The organism is Streptomyces sp. NPDC046465 (assembly GCF_040646035.1).
Taxonomy (GTDB): Bacteria; Actinomycetota; Actinomycetes; order Streptomycetales; family Streptomycetaceae; genus Streptomyces.
On the sequence record NZ_JBEYZK010000015.1, the window covers coordinates 166,503 to 188,208 of the forward strand.

A 21,706-nucleotide genomic window follows, 5' to 3' on the forward strand; every position below is an offset into this window, starting at 1 on the left:
GCATAGGTTGATCCCCATGGAGTCCATGGGGATCAATGGCGCGATAGGCGGCGGCACCGAGTTCGCGCCCGCGTCGACCTACCTGAACACCGCCGTCTGCGGTCTGCTGCCCCGCCGCGCCATCGAGGCGGTCTGCGCGCTCGCCGCCGAGAACGGCGCGGGACGGGCGGGCGGCCCCGGCGACTTCGAGGTGGTGGACGCGGTCCGGGCCGCCTTCGCCCGGCTCGTCTCGGTGGCACCCGGCCGGGTGGCCGTCGGCACCTCCGTCGCCGTGCACGCGGGGCTGATCGCCGCCTCCCTGCCCGCCGGGTCCGAAGTCCTGCTGCCCGAGGGCGAGTTCGCGTCGATCGTGAACCCCTTCGTGGTCCGCGGCGACCTGAAGGTGCGGTACGCGCCGCTGGACGGGCTCGCCGAGGCGATGGCGCCGACGACCGCGCTCGTCTCCTTCTCCTGTGTCCAGTCCGCCGACGGCCGCACCGCCGACCTCGCGGCCATCCGCGCCGCGGCGGCGGCCCACGGCGCGCGCACGCTGCTCGACGCGACCCAGGCGGTGGGCTGGCTGCCCGTCGACGCGGGCGCCTACGACTACACCGTGACCGGGGCCTTCAAATGGCTGCTCTGCCCGCGCGGAGTGTCGTTCCTGACGGTGCGCGAGGAGACGCAGGAATCCCTCGTGCCACTGCACGGCGGCTGGCTCGCGTCGGCGGACGGCTGGCACTCCACCTACGGCCCGCTCACCGAACTCGCCCCGGACGCCCGCCGGTTCGACGAGCCCGCACCCTTCCTCGCCTACCACGGCGCCGCCGCGGCGCTCACCCTCGTCGAGGAGACGGGCATCGGCGCGATCCACGCCCACGACACGGCACTCGCCGCCCGCTACCGCGCCGGACTCGCGCATCTCGGCCACGCCCCGGTGCCGGGTACCACCCCCATCGTCTCGGTGCCCGGACTGGCGGAGCGCGCCCCCGAGCTGGCCCGTGCGGGCATCCTCACCTCGGCACGGGCGGGACTCCTGCGGGCGACGTTCCATCTGTACAACACGGAGGCGGACGTGGACCGGCTCCTCGACGTCCTGTCCGGCTGAAGCCTGGCGCGACGGGCCCCGGGGCGCCAGGCTTGGCGCAACGAGGTGGCCCGCGCGAGGTGGTGGTGCCGATGGAGCCGTCCTTCGAGGAGCCGAGCACGTCGGACCTGCGGGCCGGACCCGGCAGACCCCCCGCCGACGCGGGACTGCACCGGCGCCTCGTCTACGGCGAGGAGGCGGCCCTCGCCGAGGCCTACGCCGCGTACGGCCCGCTCGTCCGCCGCGTCGCGACGCGCGTCACCCGTGACCACACCGCCGCCGAGGACGTGGCGCAGGAGGTCTTCGCCCACCTGTGGAGCAGGCCCTACGCCTTCGACGTACGCCGGGGCAGCCTGCGCAGCTGGCTCTCGATGCTCGCCCACCGGCGCGCCGTGGACTGGGTGCGCGGCGAGGAACGCCACCGCAAGGCCGTGCACGCCGACGAAGCGGCCCTGCGGGCGGCCCCGGCACCGGCGCCCGCCCCGGACGAGGCGATACTGGAGCAGGAGCGCTCCCTCCTCCTGCACTCCGCCGTCGCCCGGCTCCCGCTGCCCCAGCAACAGGTGGTGCACCTGGCCTACTTCGCGGGCCGCACCTACCGGCAGACCGCCGTCGAACTCGGCATCCCCGAAGGCACCGCCAAGACCCGCCTGAGGACGGCCCTGCGCACCCTGGCCGAGACCCTCGCGGACCCACCCCTGCGAGGTGAACGCCCATGACGACCGACCACGAGACGGTACGTGACCTGCTCGGCGCCTGGGCCGTGCACGCCCTGATGCCGGGCGACGAGGCCGAGGTCGGCCGACACCTCCGCGAGTGCGGGCCCTGTACCGCGGAGGCCGCCCGGCTGCGGGCCACGGTGCGCCACCTGGACGGCCCCGCCGTGCCCGACCCCGCGCCGTCCGCGCCCCCCGCGGAGCACGGCCTCTCGCTGGCCCTGCGGACCCGCGCCCCCGCCCTGCGCACCGCCCCGCACGCGGCGCCCTACGCCGCGGCGGTCGCCGGACTGCAGGCGCTGCTCGCGGAGCTGGACGAGCGCGGCCCCTGGGGCACGCCGGTCGTGCACGACTGGGACGTGCACGACACCGTCGCCCATCTCATCGCCGCCGACGAACCGCTCGCCCGGCACGTGGGAGCGGGCCCGCACGCGCGGGCGCCGGTCTCCCGCACACCGGACGGCACACCGTGGCGTACGGCGTGGGAGGCGCGGACCCGCGAGGTGATCCGTCGCGAGCGGGCCCGCACCCCCGCCCAGACCGTCTCCGCGTGGCGGGCGCAGGCCGCCGGGCTGCTCTCGTCCCGGGCCGCCCACGACGCCGAACGGGCCGCCCGCGCCACAGACGTCGCGGGGATGCGGCTGCCCGTCGCCGACCACTTCCTGGCGCGGGCCTTCGAGACCTGGGTGCACGCCGACGACATCGGCGGCGCGCTCGACCGTGTCGTGCCCCCGCCGCCGCCCCCGCACCTGTGGCAGCTCGTACGCCTTGCCGTCCGGCTGCTCGGTCCCGCCCTCGGCCCGCGGGCGGCGCCCGTCGCGCTCACCGTCTCGGGGGAGGGCGGCGAGACCGAATGGGTGCTCGGCAGCGCGGACGACCCGGTACGGGCCGAACTCGTCCTCGACCCCGTCGACTTCTGTCTGCTGGTGGGCGGCAGGCGCACGCCGGACCAGGTGCCGCGCGGCATGTCGGGCGACGCCGCCGCGGCCCGGCGCGTGCTGACCCGGGCGGCCTCGCTGGCGTGGCTGTAGGGCCGGGGGCACGCCCTACGGACGACCCTTGCGCTCCGGGCAGTCCTCGGTCTCCTTGCAGAGGTTCGTCTCAACCTTGGCGAGCAGCCTGGCGAGGTCCGCGCGTTCACCCTCGTCCAGACCGGCCAGCGTATGACCCTCCAACTCCGCCCAGGCACGCTCTACTTGGGCCAGCAGACCGCAACTGGCCGCGCTGGCCTCGACGAGTACCGCACGGCGGTCGGCGGGGTCGGGGCGGCGCCGTACGTGCCCGGCCTGCTCCAGGCGCTGGAGCATCTTCGTGACCGTCGAGGGGTCGAGGTCGACCGCCTTGATCAGCTCGGCCTGCCGCACCGCGCCCGCCTCCCACAGGTGCATCATCACGAACTCCTGGCCGGGGTAGAGGCCGAGCTCCTTGAGGACCTTGCCCGCGGCGATGCGGTGCAGCCGGGCCACCCGGCTGACGGTGAGACTCACAGGACCGGCCGCGGCGACACCGGACGCGCCGGGGGTACAGACGGGGTCGGCCGGCGGGGCCTGCGCGGTGTCGGCCTTCATCTGGGGCTCCTGTCGGTCGTCGCAGGCCCGGTCCGGCTGCTGCGCCGGGCCGCGGATGTCGTGCGTGATACGTCTTCGAAAAGTTTACCTTGGTCGGCCAAGGAATGGGTTACAGTGGCCTAAGGCCAATTAATTGGCCGACCACATAAATTAGCCCGGGAGTCCCTGATGAGCACCGCGTTCGACCCCATCGACCTGTCCGGCCGCACACTCCGCAACCGCATCGCCATGGCCCCGATGACCCGAAGCCGCGCCGGTGAGGGGGGTGTCGCCACGGAGCTGACGGCGGAGTACTACGCCCAGCGCGCCTCCGCCGGGCTGATCGTCACCGAGGGAATCCAGCCCTCTGTGGTCGGCCAGGGATATCCCGACACCCCGGGCCTGCACAGCGCGGAGCAGGTGGCCGCCTGGCGCAAGGTCACCGACGCCGTGCACGCCGCGGGCGGCACGATCTTCGCCCAGCTCATGCACGCGGGCCGCGTCGGCCACCCCGTCCTGCTGCCCGACGGCCTGATCAACGTCGCCCCCTCGCCCGTCGCCGCCGAGGGGCAGGTCTACACCGCCGAAGGCCCGAAGGACTTCATCACCCCGCGCGAGCTGACCGGCGACGAGATCCGCGCCACCGTCGCCGACTTCGCCGCCGCCGCGCGCGGCGCCGTCGACGCGGGCTTCGACGGGGTCGAACTGCACGGCGCCAACGGCTACTTGATCCACCAGTTCCTCGCGCCCGGCTCCAACCACCGCACCGACGCATGGGGCGGCACGGTCGAGAACCGCATCCGCTTCGCCGTCGAGGCGGCCGCGGCCGTCGCCGCGGAGATCGGCGCGCACCGCACCGGCTTCCGCGTCTCGCCCGGCAACCCCGCCAACGGCATCTCCGAACCCGACCCGGAGCCGGTGTACACCGCGCTCGCGAAGGAACTGGCCGCCCTTGACCTCGCGTATCTGCACGTCATGGAGGTGGGGGACGTCCGCGAGCTCACCGTACGGCTGCGGCGGGACTTCGGCGGCACGTTCGTCCTGAACCCGCGGAGCGAGGGCCCCACGGGCCCCGACGCGCTGGCGCTGATCGAGGACGGCACCGCGGACATCATCACCTTCGGCGCGCTGTTCCTCGCCAACCCCGACCTGCCGGCCCGCCTTCGCACCGAAGGCCCGTACAACACACCGGACCGGGCGACCTACTACGGCGGCACCGAGAAGGGCTACACGGACTACGCGGCGCTGTGACCCACGGCGAACGGCCCGGCTCCCACCGGGAGCCGGGCCGAACTCGCGTGCCTACTACGTCACTTCACTGCGTCACTTCACTGCGTCACTTCACCGGGGTGAAGTCCCGCGCCCCGATGTAGTCGGGCCGCCGCACCGGCGCGGAGAACGGCTCCACCGCCGTGTTCTCCACGCTGTTGAACACGATGAAGACGTTGCTGCGCGGGTACGGGGTGATGTTGTCCCCCGAGCCGTGCATGGCGTTGCAGTCGAACCACGTGGCCGAGCCGGCCTCACCGGTGAACAGGCGGATGCCGTAGTCGGATGCGAGGTGCGTGAGCGTGCCGTCCGACGGGATGCCCGCGTCCTGCATCTGCAGCGACCGCTTGTAGTTGTCCTCCGGCGTGGCGCCCGCACAGCCGAGGAACGTCCGGTGCGACCCCGGCATGATCATGAGGCCGCCGTTGGTGTCGTAGTTCTTCGTCAGCGCGATCGACACCGAGACGGTCCGCATGTTGGGCAGGCCGTCCTCCGCGTGCCAGGTCTCGAAGTCCGAGTGCCAGTAGAACCCGGAGGCGCCGAAGCCCGGCTTCACGTTGATCCGCGACTGGTGGACGTACACGTCCGAGCCGAGGATCTGCCGCGCCCTGCCGACGACCCGCGGGTCCGCCGCCAGCCTGCCGAAGAGCTCGCTGATCTTGTGCACCTCGAAGAGCGACCTGATCTCCTGCGTGCGCGGCTCGACGATGGAGCGGTCGTCCGCGCGCATCGCCGGATCGTTCATGAGCCGTTCGAGCTCGGCGTGGTACACGCCCACTTCGTCCGGGGTGATCAACTGGTCGATCGCCAGGAAACCGTCCCGCTCGAACCCGGCCAGATCCCCGGCCGTCATCGGCCCCGCTGTACCCGGCTCGGACCACACGACGGGGTCCTTGCGCTCGATCAGCACCTCTTCGGCGCCACGGGTCGGGTACAGGTCACTGGTGCGTTCGGGTGCGGTGGTCATGGTGTTGCCTGCCTCTCCTCTCGTACGGCCCTGTTCGGGATGTAGGTGGCGTCAGTCCGCGTCCGGCTCCGTGAGCAGCGGGTACACGCCGTTCTCGTCGTGGTCCTCACGACCCGTGACGGGCGGGTTGAAGACACAGATGCAGTGGAAGTCCTCCTTGATCCGCATCGTGTGCTTCTCGTGCCCGTCGAGCAGGTACATGGTGCCCGGCGTGATCGTGTACTTCTCGCCGGTCGTGTCGTCGGTCAGCTCCGCCTCACCCTTGGTGCAGACGACGGCCTCGATGTGGTTCGCATACCACATCGACGTCTCGGTACCCGCGTACAGGATGGTCTCGTGGACGGAGAAGCCCACCCGCTCCTTGGCGAGAACGATGCGCTTGCTCTCCCAGGTGCCCGAAGCAGCCTTCACATGCCGGTCGGTGCCTTCTATGTCCTTGAACGAACGGACGATCACGGTGAGTTGGTTCCTTTTCTCTTACGGTGCCGGGGGCTGCCGGGTCGCTTTTCGGTCAGGCGGTCTCGCGGACCGCGCGGGCCAGCGTGCGCAGCCCCTCGTCCAGCTCGTCGGGGGTGATCGTCAGCGCCGGAAGGAGCTTGACGACCTCGCCCTCGGGGCCGGAAGTCTCGATGAGCAGGCCCAGTTCGAAGGCCCGCTTCGCCACGGCGCTCGCGCGGGCCTTGTCCAGGAACTCGACGCCCCAGACCAGACCGCGGCCGCGCCACTCCTTGATGGCCGAACGGTTCTCCTCGACGATCGCGGCCAGCGCCTGCTCGACCTGCTCGCCGCGGGCGCGGGTCTGCTTCTCCATCGCCGGGCCGTCGGTCCAGTAGGTCTCCAGGGCGGCGGCGGCCGTCACGAACGCGGGGTTGTTGCCGCGGAACGTGCCGTTGTGCTCGCCCGGCTCCCACACGTCGAGTTCCGGCTTGAACATGCACAGCGACATCGGCATGCCGTAGCCGCTGATGGACTTCGACACCGTCACGATGTCCGGCGTGATGCCCGCCTCCTCGAAGGAGAAGAACGCGCCGGTACGGCCGCAGCCCATCTGGATGTCGTCGACGATCAGGAGCATGTCCCAGCGCTCGCACACGTCGGCGAGCTTGCGCAGCCACTCGGCGCGCGCCACGTTGATGCCGCCCTCGCCCTGGACCGTCTCGACGATCACGGCCGCCGGGGTGTTCAGGCCCGAGCCGGAGTCCTCGAGCAGGCGCTCGAACCAGATGAAGTCGGGCGTGCGGCCGTCGAGGTAGTTGTCGAACGGCATCGGCGTGCCGTGCACCAGCGGGATGCCGGCGCCCGCCCGCTTGAAGGCGTTGCCGGTCACCGCGAGCGAGCCGAGCGACATGCCGTGGAAGGCGTTCGTGAAGGACACGATCGACTCGCGGCCCTTGACCTTGCGGGCCAGCTTCAGCGCCGACTCCACGGCGTTGGTGCCCGTCGGGCCCGGGAACATGACCTTGTACGGCAGGTCGCGCGGGCGCAGGATGATGTTCTGGAACGACTCCAGGAAGGCGCGCTTGGCGGTCGTCGACATGTCGAGACCGTGGACGATGCTGTCGCGCTCCAGGTAGTCGATCAGTGCGCGTTTCAGGACCGGGTTGTTGTGGCCGTAGTTGAGTGAACCGGCTCCGGCGAAGAAGTCGAGGTACTCGTGGCCGTCCTCGTCGTACATGCGGCTGCCCTGCGCGCGGTCGAAGACCGTAGGCCAACCGCGGCAGTAGCTGCGCACCTCCGACTCCAGGGTCTCGAAGACGCTCAGGTCGGGCTGGGTGATGGTCACAGCAGATCTCCTGGGAGATGGAAAGGCGTGGAGTGGGGGGTTACGGGTGTGGGGGGAGCGAAGCTCAGGGGTTGATCGGACCGATGCGGTAGAGCACCTCGGGCTCATGCCCGTCATCCGGGAAAAGACCCGCGTCGAAGAGGGTCTTCCGCTCGACCGACGCGCCGTGGCGCCGTGCGTAGGAGAGGAAAAGACGCTCGGACGCGGTGTTCCCGGGCGAGATGGTCGTCTCGACCGTCAGCGGCGCGCGCCCGGCGACGACCTTCGCGGTCAGCCCGTCGAGCAGCGCGCCGGCCAGTCCTCGGCCGCGCTGTCCGTGATCGACGGCCACCTGCCAGACGAGGAGGGTGTCCGGGTGCTCGGGCCGGATGAAGCCGGTGATGAAACCGACCGGCTCGCCGTCGGCGCCCCGGGCCACCACGGAGGTCGCCGCGAAGTCGCGGCACCACAGCAGGTAGCTGTACGAAGAGTTGAGGTCAAGCACCTTGGAGTCGCGGGCGATACGCCAGATGGCGGCGCCGTCGGCGACAGCGGGACTGTCGAGTCGCAGCCCCTCAGGCATTTCCAAGAATTTCGCTTGCAGGTCGGTCGGTAGATCGGCTTGTGCAGCGGTCATGCGGATTGAATTTACCGAGCAATTTCTGGAATTGCATCGGGGGAAGGGGTTACGTCAGCGCGCCTCATATGTTATCGCGCGGGGGTGCGCGCCCGCATGAAACTCCGGCGGTATGTCCGTGTTTGACTGGGTGATTCTTCGCGAAACGGGCGCGGTGTGGAGTACGTCACACGGAAGCAGCCACTCCGGTAGGTGTCCGAATTCTGGTGATTAGTACTGTCGAAATCTTAGTGTTTAGGTCTCGAGAAAGCGGGCAGAAGAACACGGTATGCTGTGTTGATAAAGAATTCGTGAGAATTCGCGGATGAATTGGCGGATGATGTTCGGTGAGTGCTTTTTAGGCGCGCCCGATTCATGTCCACGCGCGCGCGATTCACGTTCCCGTCACGCCGTCGATGCGTTCCCGCAGGAGATCCGCGTGGCCGTTGTGCCGTGCGTACTCCTCGATCAGATGGATCAGGATCCAGCGCAGGCTGACCTGCTCGCCGCCCACGAGAGCCGCCACCTCCGCGTCGAACCGCCCCGTCTCGTCGAGCGAGCGCCCCGCACAGATCTCCCGGCTCACGGCGACCTCCCGCTCCCACACCCCGAGCACCTCGGCGAAGCTCCGCGTCCGGTCCAGGGTGAAGCCTCCCGGCTCGCCCTCGTAGAGCGGCTTGGCGTCACGCCCGGCGAACACCTGCTGGAACCACTCCCGCTCCACCTCGGCGAGATGCTGCACGAGCCCGAAGAGCGAAAGCCCGGACGGCTCCACGGGCGTGCGCAGCGTCTGCTCGTCGTCGAGCCCCGCGCACTTCAGCGCCAGGGTGGCCCGCTGCAGATCGAGCCAGCCCGCCAGCATCGCCGGTTCGTCGGCGGTCAGGGGCGGGATGCGGCGGCCGTCCGGAAGAGTGCTCATGACAGGCACGTTGCCACGGGACGGTGGGCGGCCGCAGGGATTTCGTACAGGTTGTCGACGAGGCGGCAGTCCGGGGGTGGTCTGTACGGTCCTCCGAACTGCTGCCTCGTCCGGCGTGGCTCAGCGCCAGGCGTCCGTCACCGCGCGGCGGGCCGACTCCAGGTCGACCGGGAGACCGGCCTCGCCCATCGCGGCGCCCAGAGCGGCGAGACAGGCGTGCACCACGCCACGGGTGGCGTCCGGCCCGTAGTGGTTGACCCGGATCATCTCCTTGGCCAGGGCCCCGCCCCCGGCGACCAGTGGAAGCACCGGGTCCGCGGCGAGCGCCCGCGCGACGAGGTCCGAGGCGTCCACGCCCGAGGGCGCCCGCAGGGTGGTGGCGACCGGAGCCGCGTCCATGGCCTCGTACACGTACGGCTCCAAGCCGCCGCCCAACGCGAGCGCGCCCGCGCGGGTGGCGCCCGCGGCGGTGGCGTGCCGCGCCATCAGAGCGTCGAGGCCCTCCGTCTCGATGCGCTCCACGCACGCCTCGAGCGCGAGCATCTCCAACTGGGCGGGCGCGTGCAGCAGGGCCTTGCGGCCGCCGTCGATCCAGCGCTCCTTCCAGTCGAGGAGCGAGAGGTAGGAACGGCGCGGCGCCTGCGGATTGGCCGCGATGCGCTGCCAGGCCCGCTCGCTCACCGACACCGCGGAGACGCCCGCGGGACCGCCCATCGCCTTCTGCGCACCGATCACGCACAGGTCCACGCCCCACGCGTCCGGCAGCAGCGGCTCCGCGGCCACCGAGGCGACCGCGTCCAGCATGAACAGCGCGCCGTGCGCGCGCACGACCTCGCCGATCTCCGCGACCGGGTTGGTGTTGCCCGTCGCGGCCTCGGCGTGCACCAGCGAGACGAAGTCGATCTCGGGGTGCTCGGCGAGAGCCCGGCGCACCTGCTCGGCGGTGACGGCCGTGTGGAACGGCACGGCGAGGTCGATGACGGTCGCGCCGCAGTCCCGCAGCCAGTTCCCGAAGGTCTGGCCGTACGGCCCTGTGATCACGTTCAGCGCGGTCGTGCCCGGCCGCGCCACGCCCCGGATGCACCCCTCCAGGGGCAGCAGCGCCTCACCCTGCATGATCACGACGTCCTGCTCGGTGGCCAGCAGCCCCGCCACCCGCGCCTCGATGGCGGCGAAGTGCTGGGCGCTCAGCGGCGCCAGATCCAGAAAGGGGTGCGTCACAGTACTGCTCACGTCACTGCTCACTTCGCTCACGAGTTCGTTCGGGCTGCCGGACTGAGCGTACCGACCGGCCCCGTACCGGGCGTTCCGAGTGCCTCCTAAGCTGCTGCCCATGAACGATCACGCGGTGCTGCACATGAAGGGGCGGGTGCTCGTCGGGCCCGATGACGTACGGGACGAACTGTGGGTGGTCGGCGGGAGGGTGACCTACGACCGCCCCGTCGGCGCGGCGGCGGACGACATGCGCACCGTCGACGGCTGGGCCCTGCCCGGCCTGGTCGACGCGCACTGCCACGTCGGCCTCGACGCGCACGGCCCGGTCGACGCCGACACCGCGGAGAAGCAGGCGCTCACCGACCGCGAGATCGGCGCCCTGCTGCTCCGGGACGCGGGATCGCCCTCCGACACCCGCTGGATCGACGACCGCGAGGACCTCCCCAAGATCATCCGGGCGGGCCGCCACATCGCGCGCACCCGGCGCTACATCCGCAACTACGCCCACGAGATCGAGCCCGAGGACCTGGTGGAGTACGTCGCCCGGGAGGCGCGGCGCGGGGACGGCTGGGTCAAGCTCGTCGGCGACTGGATCGACCGCGAGGCCGGTGACCTGACGGCGTGCTGGCCGCGCGACGCGGTGCGGGCGGCGATCGCGGAGGCCCACCGCCTGGGCGCCCGCGTCACGGCCCACTGCTTCGCCGAGGACTCCCTGCGCGATCTGGTCGAGGCGGGCATCGACTGCATCGAGCACGCCACGGGGCTTACGGAGGACACGATCCCGCTCTTCGCGGAGCGCGGCGTCGCGATCGTCCCGACGCTGGTCAACATCGCCACGTTCCCGCACCTGGCCGCGGGCGGCGAGCAGAAGTTCCCCCGCTGGTCGGCCCATATGCGCCGACTCCACGAGCGCCGCTACGACACGGTGCGGGCCGCGTACGACGCGGGCGTCCCGATCTACGCGGGCACCGACGCGGGCGGCTCCCTGGCCCACGGCCTGGTGGCCGCTGAGGTCGCCGAGCTGACTCTCGCGGGCATCCCCGCGGTTGACGCGCTCTCGGCGACGACGTGGGGCGCGCGGGAGTGGCTCGGGCGCCCCGGACTGACCGAGGGCGCGCCGGCGGACTTCGTGGTGTACGCGTCGGACCCCCGGGAGGACGTACGGGTCCTCGCGGCGCCGCGCAGGGTGGTGCTGAACGGGCGGGTGGTGGGGTGAGGGTCGGCCGTCGCCTGCCAGGCGCGGGTGTGGCCGGGGGGCGGGTGTAGTCGGGGAGCGGGATGCTCCGGTGGTACGGGCGGGATGCTCCGGTGGTGCGGGGGAACGCGTGTGTCGCGCGATTCGAATGCAGGGACGGGGAACGCCCTTTTGGGTGAACTGACGTCAGGTTGCTGACCGTTCACTCTCCGTGCGTAAAGATTCCGACGTCGCCCTCACCTATCCGGGCGACGCCATCGGACGGTGCGCACGTGTTGTCCCCTTGTGGCGTACGCCGCCGGTGGCCCGTAACTCTTGTGGGGGTTCCACCACTTTGAACAGCAACACCTTCCGCATGCCCGCACGCCGCCTCTCCGCCGTCGCCGCCGTCACCGCGCTCGCTGCGGGGCCCGCGGCGCTCGCAGGGGCGGGGGCCGCGCAGGCCACGGGCGGAGACGGCCACCGGGGCGGGCGGGCCGACGCCGTCGTACTGCGCACCGGCCTGAACGTCTCCCTGCTCAACAAGACCCTGAACGTCCCGCTCAAGGTCGCCCTGAACGAGGTGCGGGCCCCCGCGAGCGCCTCGAAGACCACGCTCACCGCCCACGTGAACGGAGTCGACGGCGGCCGCCCGTTCAGCGTGCTGCGCGCGGACGTCGCCACGGCGAAGGCGACCGTGCGGGGCGGCACGGCGCAGGGCTACAGCAACATCGCGCGGGCCAGGCTGCACGTGCCGGGGCTGCCGCTGCTCTCCCTCGTCGAGGTCGACCAGGTGACGTCCAAGGCCGTCTGCACGGCGGGCGAGCGGCCCGTTGCCGAATCGAATCTGCTCGGCGCGGTGACGGTCCTCGGCAAGAAGGTCACGCTGACCGCCCGAGGAACGACCGAGGTGAAGGTGCCGGGCGTCGGCGAGGTCCGCCTCGACCTCTCCAGGACCCGGGTGACGTCACGTACGGCCGCTGCGTCCGCGCTGGAACTGACGGTGTCCGTGAACCCGCTGAAGCTGAACGTCGCGGAGGTGACGGGCACGGTGCGGTTGGCCGGGGCGGGTTGCGAGACCCCGGCGTCGGCACCGCCGAAGGACGACGGAGCGAAGCCGAAGCCCGAGCCGAAGCCCCAGGGCGGGGTGGAGGAGGCCAACCTGGCGGAAACCGGCGGCAGTTCGCTGACGCCGTACGTGGCGGGCGGTGCGTTGGCACTGCTGGCGGCGGGCGGAGGCACGGTGGCGCTGACGCGGAGGGGACGCCGCCGGTGAGGTGACGCGGGCGGCCGCGCTCGGGCGGGGCTGGCTTCTGGCCCCGCAGTACGCCGCGGGGTTGTCCCGCCCACCTGCCCCTACTCCCGCTGTGCGTCGCGGGGCAAACGGGTGGGTGGGTGGGAGGCCTCCGCCGCGGAGCGGCGGTCCTGCTCGGACCCGCACACGCGGGCAAGCGCGGCCAGGAACCGGTCCGACGTGCCCCGGTCCCGGACGGCGACCCGGACCCAGTCAGGCCCCAGGCCAGGAAACGTATCGCCACGCCGCACAGCGAACCCCCGCCCCCGAAGCCGCTCACGCACCCCGGCCGCCCCCGGCACCCGTATCAGCAGAAAGGGCCCCTCCGCGGGCCCCACCGCGCGGACCCCCAGGGGCGCAAGCTCCGCGAGGCCCGCGAGCAGGTGGGCCCGGTCCGCGGCGACCCGGTGCGCCGCGTGACCGGCCTCCGCGAGCGCCCGCGGCCCCACGCACGCCCGCGCCGCGGCAAGCGCGGGCGAGGAGACCGGCCACAGCGGCTGCGCCTGCGCGAGGGCGGCGATGACGTCGGGCGCGGCGAGGACATAGCCGATCCGCAGCCCCGCGAGGCCCCACGTCTTGGTGAGGCTGCGCAGGACGACGAGGCCGGGGACGTCCGTGCGGTGGGCCAGGGCCTCCCGTTCGCCCGGCACCGCGTCCATAAACGCCTCGTCCACCACCAGGATCCGCCCGGGGCGCGCCAGTGCGGCGACCGATGCCGCGGGATGGAGGACGGACGTGGGGTTGGTGGGGTTGCCGACGACCACCAGGTCGGCCTCCTCCGGCACCGCGGAGGGATCGAGCCGGAAGCCGTCCTCCTCCCGCAGCAGCACGCGCCCGACCTCGTGCCCGGCGTCCCGCAGGGCCGCCTCCGGCTCGGTGAACTGCGGGTGCACGACGTAGGGGTGACGGACCTTCAGGGCCCGTGCGAGCAGGACGAAGGCCTCTGCCGCGCCGGAGGTGAGCAGGACCCGGTCCGGGGTGAGGCCGTGCCGTGCCGCCACCGCCTCGCGTGCCGCCCGCCCGTCGGGGTAGGCGGCCAGGCCGTCGAGGGACGCGGCGATCACTTCCTTGAGCCAGGCGGGGGGAGTGTCGGACCGTACGTTGACCGCCAGGTCGGTGAGGTCCGCGCCGTCGTCCCGTACCTCCGCGTCCCCGTGGTGGCGCAGGTCGTGGGCCGGAGACGGGGGAGCGGTGACGCGCGGACGGCCCACGATCGCGCACGTCGCCATCGGCGGACGTCCTTCGGGCGCCGACTTGCGCTTGGGAACGAGGAGCCGGCCGCCGCCGCACAGCGCCGCCGCCTCCGCCACGGACGGCGTGCCGACCGCGGCGCGGGCCCGCGCGGTCGGGTTGGGCACCGTGACCCCGGCCAGTTCCCGTGCCGAGTACGTCACGAGCGGCACCCCGAGCCGCTCCGCCGCAAGCACGATCGCCGGTTCCTCGCCCTTCACGTCGACCGTCGCGAGCTCCGCGACCGCCCGCTCGGGGAAGCCGGCCTCGCGGACCGCGTCCCTGATGAGCCCGAGCACCTCCTGGGCCGGGGCGTCCTCACAGGCGCCGACGCCGACGACGAGAACGACGTCCTCTGCGGGTGTCATCTTTCCGGCACCGGACATGGGACGGGTCCTTTCGTACGGGAGGGAGGGGGATGGGGGATGGAGGGCGATGGATGTGCGCGGCAGGGGGTCAATCGGATAGCAAGGGCCCATGGCGGTGCTCGTGGCGCTCGGCGCCTTTCTCATGACCCTGGTGGGCGGCTGGACTGCCCAGCGGGTCACCGACCGGCGCCATCTCGTCCTGGGGCTCGCAGGCGGCCTCATGCTCGGTGTCGTCGGCCTCGATCTGCTGCCGGAGGCGCTGGACGCCGCGGGCGACCCCGTCTTCGGCGTTCCGGCGGCGTTGCTGCTGTTCGTGGGGGGCTTCCTCGTCGCCCATCTGGTCGAACGCCTCCTCGCGGGCCGCCAGGCCGCGCACGGCGCCGACGAGCACGGGCACGGCCGCGTCCCCCAGGTCGGCCTCACGGCCGCCGCCGCGATGGTCGGGCACAGCGTCATGGACGGCGTCGCGATCGGCGCCGCCTTCCAGGTCGGCGGGGGCATGGGCGTGGCCGTGGCCCTTGCCGTCGTCGCCCACGACTTCGCGGACGGCTTCAACACGTACACGATCACCAGCCTGTACGGGAACGCCCGCCGCAAGGCACTCGCGATGCTGTTCGCGGACGCGGCGGCGCCGGTGGTGGGCGCCGCGTCGACCCTGCTGTTCACCATTCCGGAGCAACTGCTCGGCTGCTATCTCGGGTTCTTCGGCGGCGCGCTGCTGTATCTCGCGGCGGCCGAGATCCTGCCCGAGGCGCACCACGACCACCCGGCCCGCTCGACCCTGCTGTGCACGGTGGCGGGCGCGGCGTTCATCTGGCTCGTGGTGGGCATCGCGGGCTGAGCCGCCGCGTGCGGTCACCGCGCGCAGCTCCCGACGAAGCGGCGTGCGACGCCCGGCTCCGCCGCCCAGTGCGTGTGCAGGTAACTGGCGTGCACGTTGCCCTGGACGAAGCCCTCGACGCGCCGCTCGGGCGCGTGCAGGCCCCAGGCGGGCGCAGGACCCGCGCCGGGCTCGACGGCGGTGCGGTGGAACTCGTGGCCCCGCATCCGCGTGCCCGCGACGGCGAGCACGCTGTCGGACACGGCCACCGCCTCCCGGTACCCGAGCGTCAGCCGCTCCGCCATCCGCGCCTCGGCGTCGAGCACCCCGCACATCGGCTTGCCGTCCAGCTCACGGGAGAGGTACAGCAGCCCCGCGCACTCGGCGGCCACGGGCGCACCGGAGAGGGCGAGTTCGGCGACGGCCTTCCTGAGCTGTTCGTTGGCGGAGAGCTCGGGCGCGTACACCTCGGGGAAACCGCCCCCGATGACCAACCCGGCGGTGCCGTCGGGGAGTTGCTCGTCGCGGAGCGGGTCGAACGGTACGACCTCCGCCCCGGCGGCGGTGAGCAGCTCGGCGTGCTCGGCGTAGGAGAAGGTGAAGGCGGCCCCACCGGCGACGGCGATACGGGGGCGGCTTCCAGCCCGTCCGGCACTTGAGGACGAACTCGGCGTAGCCGGTGATGAACCGAGCCCCGTTTCGGCGGACCACGCCTCCCCAGGCAAGTCAGGCGCCGAGCGCGCGAGCCCGAGAAGAGCGTCCAGGTCGCAACCGTCCCGTACCTGCGCGGCCAGCGCGGCCACCGACTCCACCGCGTCCGGCTGCCGCTCGGCGACCGGCACGAGCCCCAAGTGCCGTGAGGGCGCGCTGACTTGAGGCGCCCGGCGCAGCACGCCGAGCACCGGCACACCGGTTGCGTCGAGCGCCTCGCGCAGCAGCGCCTCGTGCCGGTCCGAGCCGACCTTGTTCAGGATCACCCCGGCGATCCGCACCTCGGGGTCCCAGGACGCGAAGCCGTGCACCAGCGCCGCGACCGAACGTGACTGCGACGACGCGTCGACGACCAGCACCACCGGCGCCCGCAGCAGCTTCGCGACGTGGGCGGTCGAAGCCAGTTCGCCCTGCCCCGCGGCCCCGTCGTACATCCCCATCACGCCCTCGACGACGGCGAGGTCGCAGCCCGCGGCCCCGTGCGCGAACAGCGGCGCGATCAGGTCGGGCCCGCACAGGTACGCGTCGAGGTTGCGGCCGGGGCGGCCGGTCGCGAGCGCGTGGTAGCCGGGGTCGATGTAGTCGGGACCGACCTTGTGCGGCGACACGGCGAGCCCGGCCGCCGCGAACGCGGCCATCAGGCCCGTCGCGACGGTCGTCTTGCCGCTGCCCGACGACGGCGCCGCGATGACGAGGCGAGCTACCACTCGATGCCCCTCTGGCCCTTCTGGCCCGCGTCCATCGGGTGCTTGACCTTCGACATATCGGTGACCAGGTCGGCGAAGTCGATCAGCTGCTGCGGCGCGTTGCGGCCGGTGATGACGACGTGCTGGGTGCCGGGACGCTCGCGCAGGACCTCGACGACCTCCTCGACGTCGATCCAGCCCCAGTGCATCGGGTAGGCGAACTCGTCGAGGACGTACAGCTTGTACGTCTCCTGCGCGAGGTCCCGCTTGACCTGCTCCCAGCCCTCACGGGCCTTGTCCTCGTTCGTCTGCTCACCCTCGGCGGGGGCGCGCTGGATCCACGACCAGCCCTCGCCCATCTTGTGCCAGTCGACCGTGCCGCCCTCGCCGGAGGCGCCGAGCACCTTCAGCGCGTTCTCCTCGCCGACCTTCCACTTCGCCGACTTCACGAACTGGAAGACCCCGACAGGCCACCCCTGATTCCAGGCGCGAAGCGCGAGCCCGAACGCGGCGGTCGACTTGCCCTTGCCGATGCCTGTGTGCACGAAGACCAGCGGACGGTTGCGGCGCTGGCGCGTCGTGAGCCCGTCGTCCGGTACGACGTTCGGCTGTCCCTGCGGCATTAAGCGGCCCTCCTGGAAGGCGAGTTCATGGTCTGTACGTCCTTGACGAGACCGGCGATCGAATCGGCCCGCAGCTCGTCGAGGGTCACGGCGCTCGCGCCGAGCTCACCCGCCAACTGTCCCGCGAGGCCCAGGCGTACGTAACCGGACTCGCAGTCGACGACCACCGAGGCGACCTTGTCGGCGGCGAACAGCCGCGCCGCGCGCCCCGCGTGGGCCACCGGCTCCACACCGCCCGTCGCCCGCCCGTCCGTCACCACGACCACGAGCGGCCGCCGCGCGGCGTCCCGCAGCCGCTCGACCCGCAGCACGTCGTGCGCCTTCAGCAGGCCCGCGGCCAGCGGGGTGCGGCCACCGGTCGGCAGCGATTCGAGACGGGCCGCGGCCGCGTCCACCGACGACGTCGGCGGCAGCGCCACCTCGGCCCCCGCGCCCCGGAACGTCACGAGCCCCACCTTGTCGCGCCGCTGGTAGGCGTCGAGGAGGAGCGAGAGCACGGCGCCCTTGACGGCGCTCATCCGCTGCCGCGCCGCCATCGACCCGGAGGCATCCACGACGAACAGCACGAGATTGCCCTCGCGCCCCTCCCGCGTCGCCTGCCGCAGATCGTCACGGCGCACGACGAGCCCGGTGCCGGAGCGCCCGCGCGCCTTCTGGTGCGGGGCCGCCGCCTGCACCGTGGCCGCCAGGTGCAGCTTGGTCAGGGCGCCCCGGGGGCGGCGCGAACCCGTCGTACGCCCGTGGTCGGTGCGGGCGCGCGAGCGTCGGCCCGCCGCGCCCTCACCGATGCCGGGCACGCTCAGCATCTTCGTACGGAACGGCTCGGCGGCCCGCACGGCCTGCTGCTCGCCGGTGGCGCCGCCGGGGGCCGGGGCGGGCTGCTGCTCCGGCTGCTGCTCCTGTTCCTGCTCCTGCTCCTGCTCCTGCGGGGCTGTCGTCTCGTCGGGGCCCTGGCCCTGGTTCTGCGCGGGGAGCTCGGGGGAGGGGGAGTCGGGGCCGTCGGGCCCTTCGGCGGGGGGCTGCCCGCCGCCCCCGTCGGGGCCGCCGTCCGGGCCGCCGCCGTCGGGGTCGTCGCCGCCCTCCGGAGGCTCCGGCTCCTCGTCCTCGCGCGCCTCCTCCAGCGTCTCGTCGAGCTTGTCCTCGTCGAGCCCCGGAGCGTCGAAGGGGTTGCGGCGCCTGCGGTGCGGCAGGGCGAGCAGCGCGGCCTGGCGCACGTCCTCGCTCTGCACGTCGGTACGGCCCGCCCACGCGGCAAGAGCCGTCGCCGTGCGTGCCATCACGATGTCCGCGCGCATCCCGTCGACCTCGAACGCCGCGCAGGTCGCCGCGATCTGCCGGAGCGCCGCGTCGCCCAGGACGACCTGGGGGAGCAGCGCGCGGGCCGCCACGACCCGGTCGCGCAGCGCGCCCTCGTCCTCGTGCCAGCGCCCGGCGAAGCCCTCGGGGTCGTCGTCGTAGGCGAGCCTGCGCCGTACGACCTCCACGCGCTGGTCGGTCTCGCGGGACGCGGCCACCTCGACGGTGAGCCCGAACCGGTCGAGCAACTGCGGTCGCAGCTCGCCCTCTTCGGGGTTCATCGTGCCGACGAGCAGGAAGCGCGCGGCGTGCCGTACGGAGACGCCCTCGCGCTCCACGTAGGAGGCGCCCATCGCGGCCGCGTCCAGGAGGAGGTCGACCAGGTGGTCGTGGAGCAGATTGACCTCGTCGACGTAGAGGATGCCGCGGTGCGCGTCGGCGAGCAGGCCCGGCTCGAAGGCCTTCACGCCCTCCGCGAGCGCCCGCTCGATGTCCAGGGCGCCGACGAGCCGGTCCTCGGACGCGCCGACGGGCAGCTCGACCATCCGCGCGGGCCGCGCGGTGGCGCCGCCCACCTCGTGCGGGCCGTCCGGGCAGTTCGGGTCGGCGGCCTTCGGATCGCAGGAGAAACGGCACCCGGCGACGACCGGCACCTCGGGAAGCAGCGCCGAGAGCGCGCGCACGGCGGTGGACTTGGCGGTGCCCTTCTCGCCTCGTACGAGCACACCGCCCACGGCGGGCGAGACGGCGTTCAGCAGGAGCGCGAGCCGCAGGTCGTCCTGGCCGACGAGAGCGGTGAACGGGTACGGGGTGGTCACTGAGCCTCCTTGATGCGGTGGTGCGAGTGGTGCGAGTGGTGCGAGTGGTGCGTGGTGATGCTCATGACGGGGGTCACGACGGCGCGCCGGGCGCGATGAACGGAAGCCCGCCCGGCGCGCCGTTCTCGATCAGGCCCAACAGGCCGTCCGTGTCCGCGTGTTCCTCGATCAGGTCGCCGAGCAGGTCGAGCTGTTCCTCGCGCAGCGTCCCGAAGCTGGTGTCGGGTGCGGGGACGAAGCGGCGCCCGGCCGCGCGGGCGACCTCGGTGAGGAACCGGCGCCGGAACGCGTCGCTCTCCAGCGACCCGTGCCAGTGCGTGCCCCACACCTCGCCGACCCGGCAGCCGTCCAGGAAGGGCTCCCCGCCCAGGACTTCGGCCACGCCATGGTGGATCTCGTACCCCTCGACGGGCTCGCCGAGGGCCGCGCCCACCGGCCGGGCGAGGGTCTTCTCGCGGGCGAACCGCACCCGCACCGGCAGCAGCCCGAGCCCGTCGACGGACCCGGCCCGCGACTCCACCTCGTCCTCGATGCGCTCGCCGAGCACCTGGAACCCGCCGCAGATCCCGAGCACCGGGCGGCCCTCGGCGGCACGGCGCGCCAGCGCGTCCGCGAGGCCGCGCTCGCGCAGCCACCGCAGGGCGCGCACGGTCCCGCGCGTGCCCGGTACGACCACGAGGTCGGCGTCGACGAGTTCCTCGGCCCGGTCCACGAACCGCACGACGACACCCGGCTCGGCCGCCAGCGCGTCCACGTCCGTGAAGTTGGACATCAACGGCACCGCGCACACGGCGACCCGCAGCACGTCATCGCCGACCGGCGGGGCCACCACGGACTCGCGGACGGCGCCCCGCAGGGACACCCGCAGGCCGTCCTCCTCGTCGATGCCGAGCCCGTGCTGGAACGGCAGCACACCGAACGTGCGCCGCCCGGTGAGCCCGTGCAGCATGTCGAGCCCGGGTTCGAGGAGGGAGACGTCGCCCCGGAACTTGTTCACCAGGTAGCCCGCGACGAGTTCCTGGTCGGCCGCGCTCAACAGCGCCGTCGTCCCGAAGAACGACGCGAACACCCCGCCCCGGTCGATGTCCCCGACCACCAGGACGGGGAAGCGGGCGGCGCGCGCGATGCCCATGTTCACGATGTCGGTGCGCCGCAGGTTGATCTCGGCGGGACTGCCCGCGCCCTCACAGATCACGGCGTCATACGTGCCCCGGAGTTCCTCCAGACACCCCACGACGGTGTCCAGCAACTGCGCCTGCCGCCCCCCGTGCAGCCTCTCCCCGGGGGACGGCCCCCCGGACCCCCCGAAGAACCCACGCGCACTCATCTCACCCACGGGCTTGCCCATGAGTACGACCTGGCTGGAGCGGTCACTGCCGGGCTTGAGCAGTACGGGGTTCATCAGCGCGCTCGGCTCGACGCGGGCGGCCTGCGCCTGCATGGCCTGCGCCCGGCCGATCTCCGCCCCCTCGCGGGTGACGAAGGAGTTGAGGGACATGTTCTGCGCCTTGAACGGCGCGACGGACACACCCTTGCGGGTCAGCCACCGGCAGATGCCCGCGGTGACGACGCTCTTCCCGGCGTCCGAGGTGGTCCCGGCGACCAGCAGTCCGCCACTCATGCTCTTCTCCCCGCTCCCGCTCCTGCTCCCGCTCCTGCCCTTGCCCCTGCTCTTGCCGACCGCAGTGCCCAGCGCGCGCCCACCACGGCTCCGAGAGCGAGCAGGCCGACCCGTCGGGACAGCTTGGCGGCCCGCTCGATGTCCCCCGCGGCGACGTCGCGCCCCGCCGCGTTCAGCACGGGCCGGTGCTCGACCCGCCCCCCGTAAGAGAGCGTTCCCCCGAGCCGTACGCCCAGTGCCCCGGCGAAGGCGGCCTCGACGGGCCCTGCGTTCGGGCTCGGGTGCGCGTCCGCGTCCGCGCGCCACGCCCGTACCGCTCCCGAGGGCGAGTCACCGGCCAGCGCCGCGAGGCCCGCGGTGAGCCGCGCGCCCGGCCATCCGAAGACGTCGTCGAGGCGGGCGGCGGCCCAGCCGTAGCGCCGGTACCGGGGCGACTTGTGGCCCACCATCGCGTCCAGCGTGTTGACGGCCCGGAACCCGACGAGCCCGGGGACGCCGCCCAGCGCGCCCCACACGAGCGCGCCGACGACCGCGTCGGAGGTGTTCTCGGCGACGGACTCCACCACGGCCCGCGCGATCCCGTCGGCGTCCAGCGCCTGCGGGTCCCGCCCGCACAGGTGCGGCAGCCGCTCCCGCGCGACCTCGATGTCCCCGGCCTCCAGCGCCCCGCCGATGGCCCGCGCCTCCCGCGTCAGCGACGTACCGCCGACCACGGCCCAGGTCGCGGCGGCGGTCAGCGCGACGGATCCGGCGGCCGAGCGACGTACGAGAGAAGAAGCCAGCGCGGCGGCACCCGCCGCGCCCCCGGCGCACACCACGGCGTGCAACGTGCCCCACCCGCGGTGGTCGCGCCACAGCACCCGCTCGACGGCACCCGCGGCACGGCCGAACGCGGCGACCGGATGGCCCCGGCGGGGATCGCCGAGCAGCAGGTCACCGAGGAGGCCGGCGGCGGCGCCGTACGCGAAGTCGCGATCGGCACTCATGCGCT

The 21,706-nt window shown here is 72.9% G+C and carries 20 protein-coding genes; 7 read left to right on the top strand and 13 right to left on the bottom strand.

Annotated elements, in window-relative coordinates:
* Nucleotides 1–16 precede the first annotated feature (16 nt).
* From ABZ953_RS24110 to ABZ953_RS24120, 3 genes are all read left to right on the top strand, one after another.
* Nucleotides 17–1,084, top strand: coding sequence for an aminotransferase class V-fold PLP-dependent enzyme (locus tag ABZ953_RS24110; RefSeq protein ID WP_361727189.1), 1,068 nt, complete (start codon nucleotides 17–19; stop codon nucleotides 1,082–1,084).
* Nucleotides 1,085–1,155: 71 nt separating this feature from the next.
* Nucleotides 1,156–1,782, top strand: coding sequence for a sigma-70 family RNA polymerase sigma factor (locus ABZ953_RS24115; protein WP_361727376.1), 627 nt, complete (start codon nucleotides 1,156–1,158; stop codon nucleotides 1,780–1,782).
* Nucleotides 1,779–2,810, top strand: coding sequence for a maleylpyruvate isomerase family mycothiol-dependent enzyme (locus ABZ953_RS24120; RefSeq protein WP_361727191.1), 1,032 nt, complete (start codon nucleotides 1,779–1,781; stop codon nucleotides 2,808–2,810). Before ABZ953_RS24115 ends, ABZ953_RS24120 begins: the two co-directional genes overlap by 4 nt.
* A 15-nt stretch (nucleotides 2,811–2,825) precedes the next feature.
* Here ABZ953_RS24120 and ABZ953_RS24125 read toward each other — a convergent pair whose 3' ends face one another.
* Nucleotides 2,826–3,347, bottom strand: a complete 522-nt coding sequence (locus tag ABZ953_RS24125) for a MarR family winged helix-turn-helix transcriptional regulator (protein WP_361727193.1) — start codon at nucleotides 3,345–3,347, stop codon at nucleotides 2,826–2,828.
* 168 nt (nucleotides 3,348–3,515) lie between these two features.
* Here ABZ953_RS24125 and ABZ953_RS24130 point away from each other — a divergent pair, with 168 nt between their 5' ends.
* The gene (locus ABZ953_RS24130; RefSeq protein WP_361727195.1) at nucleotides 3,516–4,577 is read left to right on the top strand and encodes an alkene reductase; all 1,062 of its coding nucleotides are present in this window, start codon (nucleotides 3,516–3,518) and stop codon (nucleotides 4,575–4,577) included.
* Between the two features lie 85 nt (nucleotides 4,578–4,662).
* On the opposite strand, the gene thpD is transcribed toward ABZ953_RS24130, so the two are convergent.
* The 6 genes from thpD to ABZ953_RS24160 form a co-directional block, all read right to left on the bottom strand.
* Nucleotides 4,663–5,562 carry an ectoine hydroxylase gene (gene thpD / locus ABZ953_RS24135; protein WP_361727197.1) on the bottom strand — a complete coding sequence of 300 codons (900 nt, stop codon included), beginning with the start codon at nucleotides 5,560–5,562 and terminating at the stop codon, nucleotides 4,663–4,665.
* Nucleotides 5,563–5,613: 51 nt separating this feature from the next.
* Nucleotides 5,614–6,018 carry an ectoine synthase gene (locus tag ABZ953_RS24140; RefSeq protein WP_361727199.1) on the bottom strand — a complete coding sequence of 135 codons (405 nt, stop codon included), beginning with the start codon at nucleotides 6,016–6,018 and terminating at the stop codon, nucleotides 5,614–5,616.
* Nucleotides 6,019–6,073: 55 nt separating this feature from the next.
* Nucleotides 6,074–7,345, bottom strand: a complete 1,272-nt coding sequence (gene ectB, locus ABZ953_RS24145; RefSeq protein WP_361727201.1) for a diaminobutyrate--2-oxoglutarate transaminase — start codon at nucleotides 7,343–7,345, stop codon at nucleotides 6,074–6,076.
* 64 nt (nucleotides 7,346–7,409) lie between these two features.
* On the bottom strand, nucleotides 7,410–7,961 hold the full coding sequence (gene ectA / locus ABZ953_RS24150) for a diaminobutyrate acetyltransferase (RefSeq protein WP_361727203.1): 552 nt from the start codon (nucleotides 7,959–7,961) through the stop codon (nucleotides 7,410–7,412).
* A 373-nt stretch (nucleotides 7,962–8,334) separates the two neighbouring features.
* Complete coding sequence (locus ABZ953_RS24155) at nucleotides 8,335–8,859, bottom strand: DinB family protein (protein WP_361727205.1); 525 nt, start codon at nucleotides 8,857–8,859, stop codon at nucleotides 8,335–8,337.
* A 120-nt stretch (nucleotides 8,860–8,979) separates the two neighbouring features.
* Nucleotides 8,980–10,080 (bottom strand): aminotransferase class V-fold PLP-dependent enzyme, encoded by a 1,101-nt coding sequence (locus tag ABZ953_RS24160; RefSeq protein WP_361727378.1) that lies wholly within the window; start codon nucleotides 10,078–10,080, stop codon nucleotides 8,980–8,982.
* 112 nt (nucleotides 10,081–10,192) lie between these two features.
* Here ABZ953_RS24160 and ABZ953_RS24165 point away from each other — a divergent pair, with 112 nt between their 5' ends.
* Together ABZ953_RS24165 and ABZ953_RS24170 are read left to right on the top strand one after the other, a co-directional pair.
* On the top strand, nucleotides 10,193–11,290 hold the full coding sequence (locus tag ABZ953_RS24165) for an amidohydrolase family protein (RefSeq protein ID WP_361727207.1): 1,098 nt from the start codon (nucleotides 10,193–10,195) through the stop codon (nucleotides 11,288–11,290).
* 313 nt (nucleotides 11,291–11,603) lie between these two features.
* Nucleotides 11,604–12,524, top strand: coding sequence for an SCO1860 family LAETG-anchored protein (locus tag ABZ953_RS24170; protein ID WP_361727209.1), 921 nt, complete (start codon nucleotides 11,604–11,606; stop codon nucleotides 12,522–12,524).
* A gap of 80 nt (nucleotides 12,525–12,604) precedes the next feature.
* Here the strand turns inward: ABZ953_RS24170 and cobC are convergent, their stop codons facing one another.
* Nucleotides 12,605–14,158, bottom strand: coding sequence for an Rv2231c family pyridoxal phosphate-dependent protein CobC (gene cobC, locus ABZ953_RS24175; RefSeq protein WP_361727211.1), 1,554 nt, complete (start codon nucleotides 14,156–14,158; stop codon nucleotides 12,605–12,607).
* Nucleotides 14,159–14,249: 91 nt separating this feature from the next.
* Between cobC and ABZ953_RS24180 the strand changes: the two genes are divergently transcribed.
* Nucleotides 14,250–14,981 carry a ZIP family metal transporter gene (locus ABZ953_RS24180; protein ID WP_361727213.1) on the top strand — a complete coding sequence of 244 codons (732 nt, stop codon included), beginning with the start codon at nucleotides 14,250–14,252 and terminating at the stop codon, nucleotides 14,979–14,981.
* Between the two features lie 14 nt (nucleotides 14,982–14,995).
* On the opposite strand, the gene ABZ953_RS24185 is transcribed toward ABZ953_RS24180, so the two are convergent.
* From ABZ953_RS24185 to ABZ953_RS24205, 5 genes are all read right to left on the bottom strand, one after another.
* Nucleotides 14,996–16,378 carry a cobyrinate a,c-diamide synthase gene (locus tag ABZ953_RS24185; RefSeq protein ID WP_361727215.1) on the bottom strand — a complete coding sequence of 461 codons (1,383 nt, stop codon included), beginning with the start codon at nucleotides 16,376–16,378 and terminating at the stop codon, nucleotides 14,996–14,998.
* Nucleotides 16,372–16,980, bottom strand: a complete 609-nt coding sequence (gene cobO, locus ABZ953_RS24190) for a cob(I)yrinic acid a,c-diamide adenosyltransferase (protein ID WP_361727217.1) — start codon at nucleotides 16,978–16,980, stop codon at nucleotides 16,372–16,374. Before cobO ends, ABZ953_RS24185 begins: the two co-directional genes overlap by 7 nt.
* Entirely contained in the window at nucleotides 16,980–19,094 is a 2,115-nt protein-coding gene (locus ABZ953_RS24195) for a putative cobaltochelatase (RefSeq protein WP_361727219.1), read from the bottom strand. Before ABZ953_RS24195 ends, cobO begins: the two co-directional genes overlap by 1 nt.
* A gap of 73 nt (nucleotides 19,095–19,167) precedes the next feature.
* Nucleotides 19,168–20,715, bottom strand: a complete 1,548-nt coding sequence (locus ABZ953_RS24200) for a cobyric acid synthase (RefSeq protein ID WP_361727221.1) — start codon at nucleotides 20,713–20,715, stop codon at nucleotides 19,168–19,170.
* Entirely contained in the window at nucleotides 20,712–21,701 is a 990-nt protein-coding gene (locus tag ABZ953_RS24205) for a cobalamin biosynthesis protein (RefSeq protein WP_361727223.1), read from the bottom strand. Before ABZ953_RS24205 ends, ABZ953_RS24200 begins: the two co-directional genes overlap by 4 nt.
* Nucleotides 21,702–21,706 lie beyond the last annotated feature (5 nt).

Coding starts and splice junctions, on each gene's coding strand:
- ABZ953_RS24110 (WP_361727189.1), top strand. CDS start 17: ATGGAGTCCATGGGGATCAATGGCGCGATAGGCGGCGGCACCGAGTTC.
- ABZ953_RS24115 (WP_361727376.1), top strand. CDS start 1,156: ATGGAGCCGTCCTTCGAGGAGCCGAGCACGTCGGACCTGCGGGCCGGA.
- ABZ953_RS24120 (WP_361727191.1), top strand. CDS start 1,779: ATGACGACCGACCACGAGACGGTACGTGACCTGCTCGGCGCCTGGGCC.
- ABZ953_RS24125 (WP_361727193.1), bottom strand. CDS start 3,347: ATGAAGGCCGACACCGCGCAGGCCCCGCCGGCCGACCCCGTCTGTACC.
- ABZ953_RS24130 (WP_361727195.1), top strand. CDS start 3,516: ATGAGCACCGCGTTCGACCCCATCGACCTGTCCGGCCGCACACTCCGC.
- thpD (WP_361727197.1), bottom strand. CDS start 5,562: ATGACCACCGCACCCGAACGCACCAGTGACCTGTACCCGACCCGTGGC.
- ectA (WP_361727203.1), bottom strand. CDS start 7,961: ATGACCGCTGCACAAGCCGATCTACCGACCGACCTGCAAGCGAAATTC.
- ABZ953_RS24155 (WP_361727205.1), bottom strand. CDS start 8,859: ATGAGCACTCTTCCGGACGGCCGCCGCATCCCGCCCCTGACCGCCGAC.
- ABZ953_RS24165 (WP_361727207.1), top strand. CDS start 10,193: ATGAACGATCACGCGGTGCTGCACATGAAGGGGCGGGTGCTCGTCGGG.
- cobC (WP_361727211.1), bottom strand. CDS start 14,158: ATGTCCGGTGCCGGAAAGATGACACCCGCAGAGGACGTCGTTCTCGTC.
- ABZ953_RS24180 (WP_361727213.1), top strand. CDS start 14,250: ATGGCGGTGCTCGTGGCGCTCGGCGCCTTTCTCATGACCCTGGTGGGC.
- cobO (WP_361727217.1), bottom strand. CDS start 16,980: ATGCCGCAGGGACAGCCGAACGTCGTACCGGACGACGGGCTCACGACG.
- ABZ953_RS24200 (WP_361727221.1), bottom strand. CDS start 20,715: ATGAGTGGCGGACTGCTGGTCGCCGGGACCACCTCGGACGCCGGGAAG.
- ABZ953_RS24205 (WP_361727223.1), bottom strand. CDS start 21,701: ATGAGTGCCGATCGCGACTTCGCGTACGGCGCCGCCGCCGGCCTCCTC.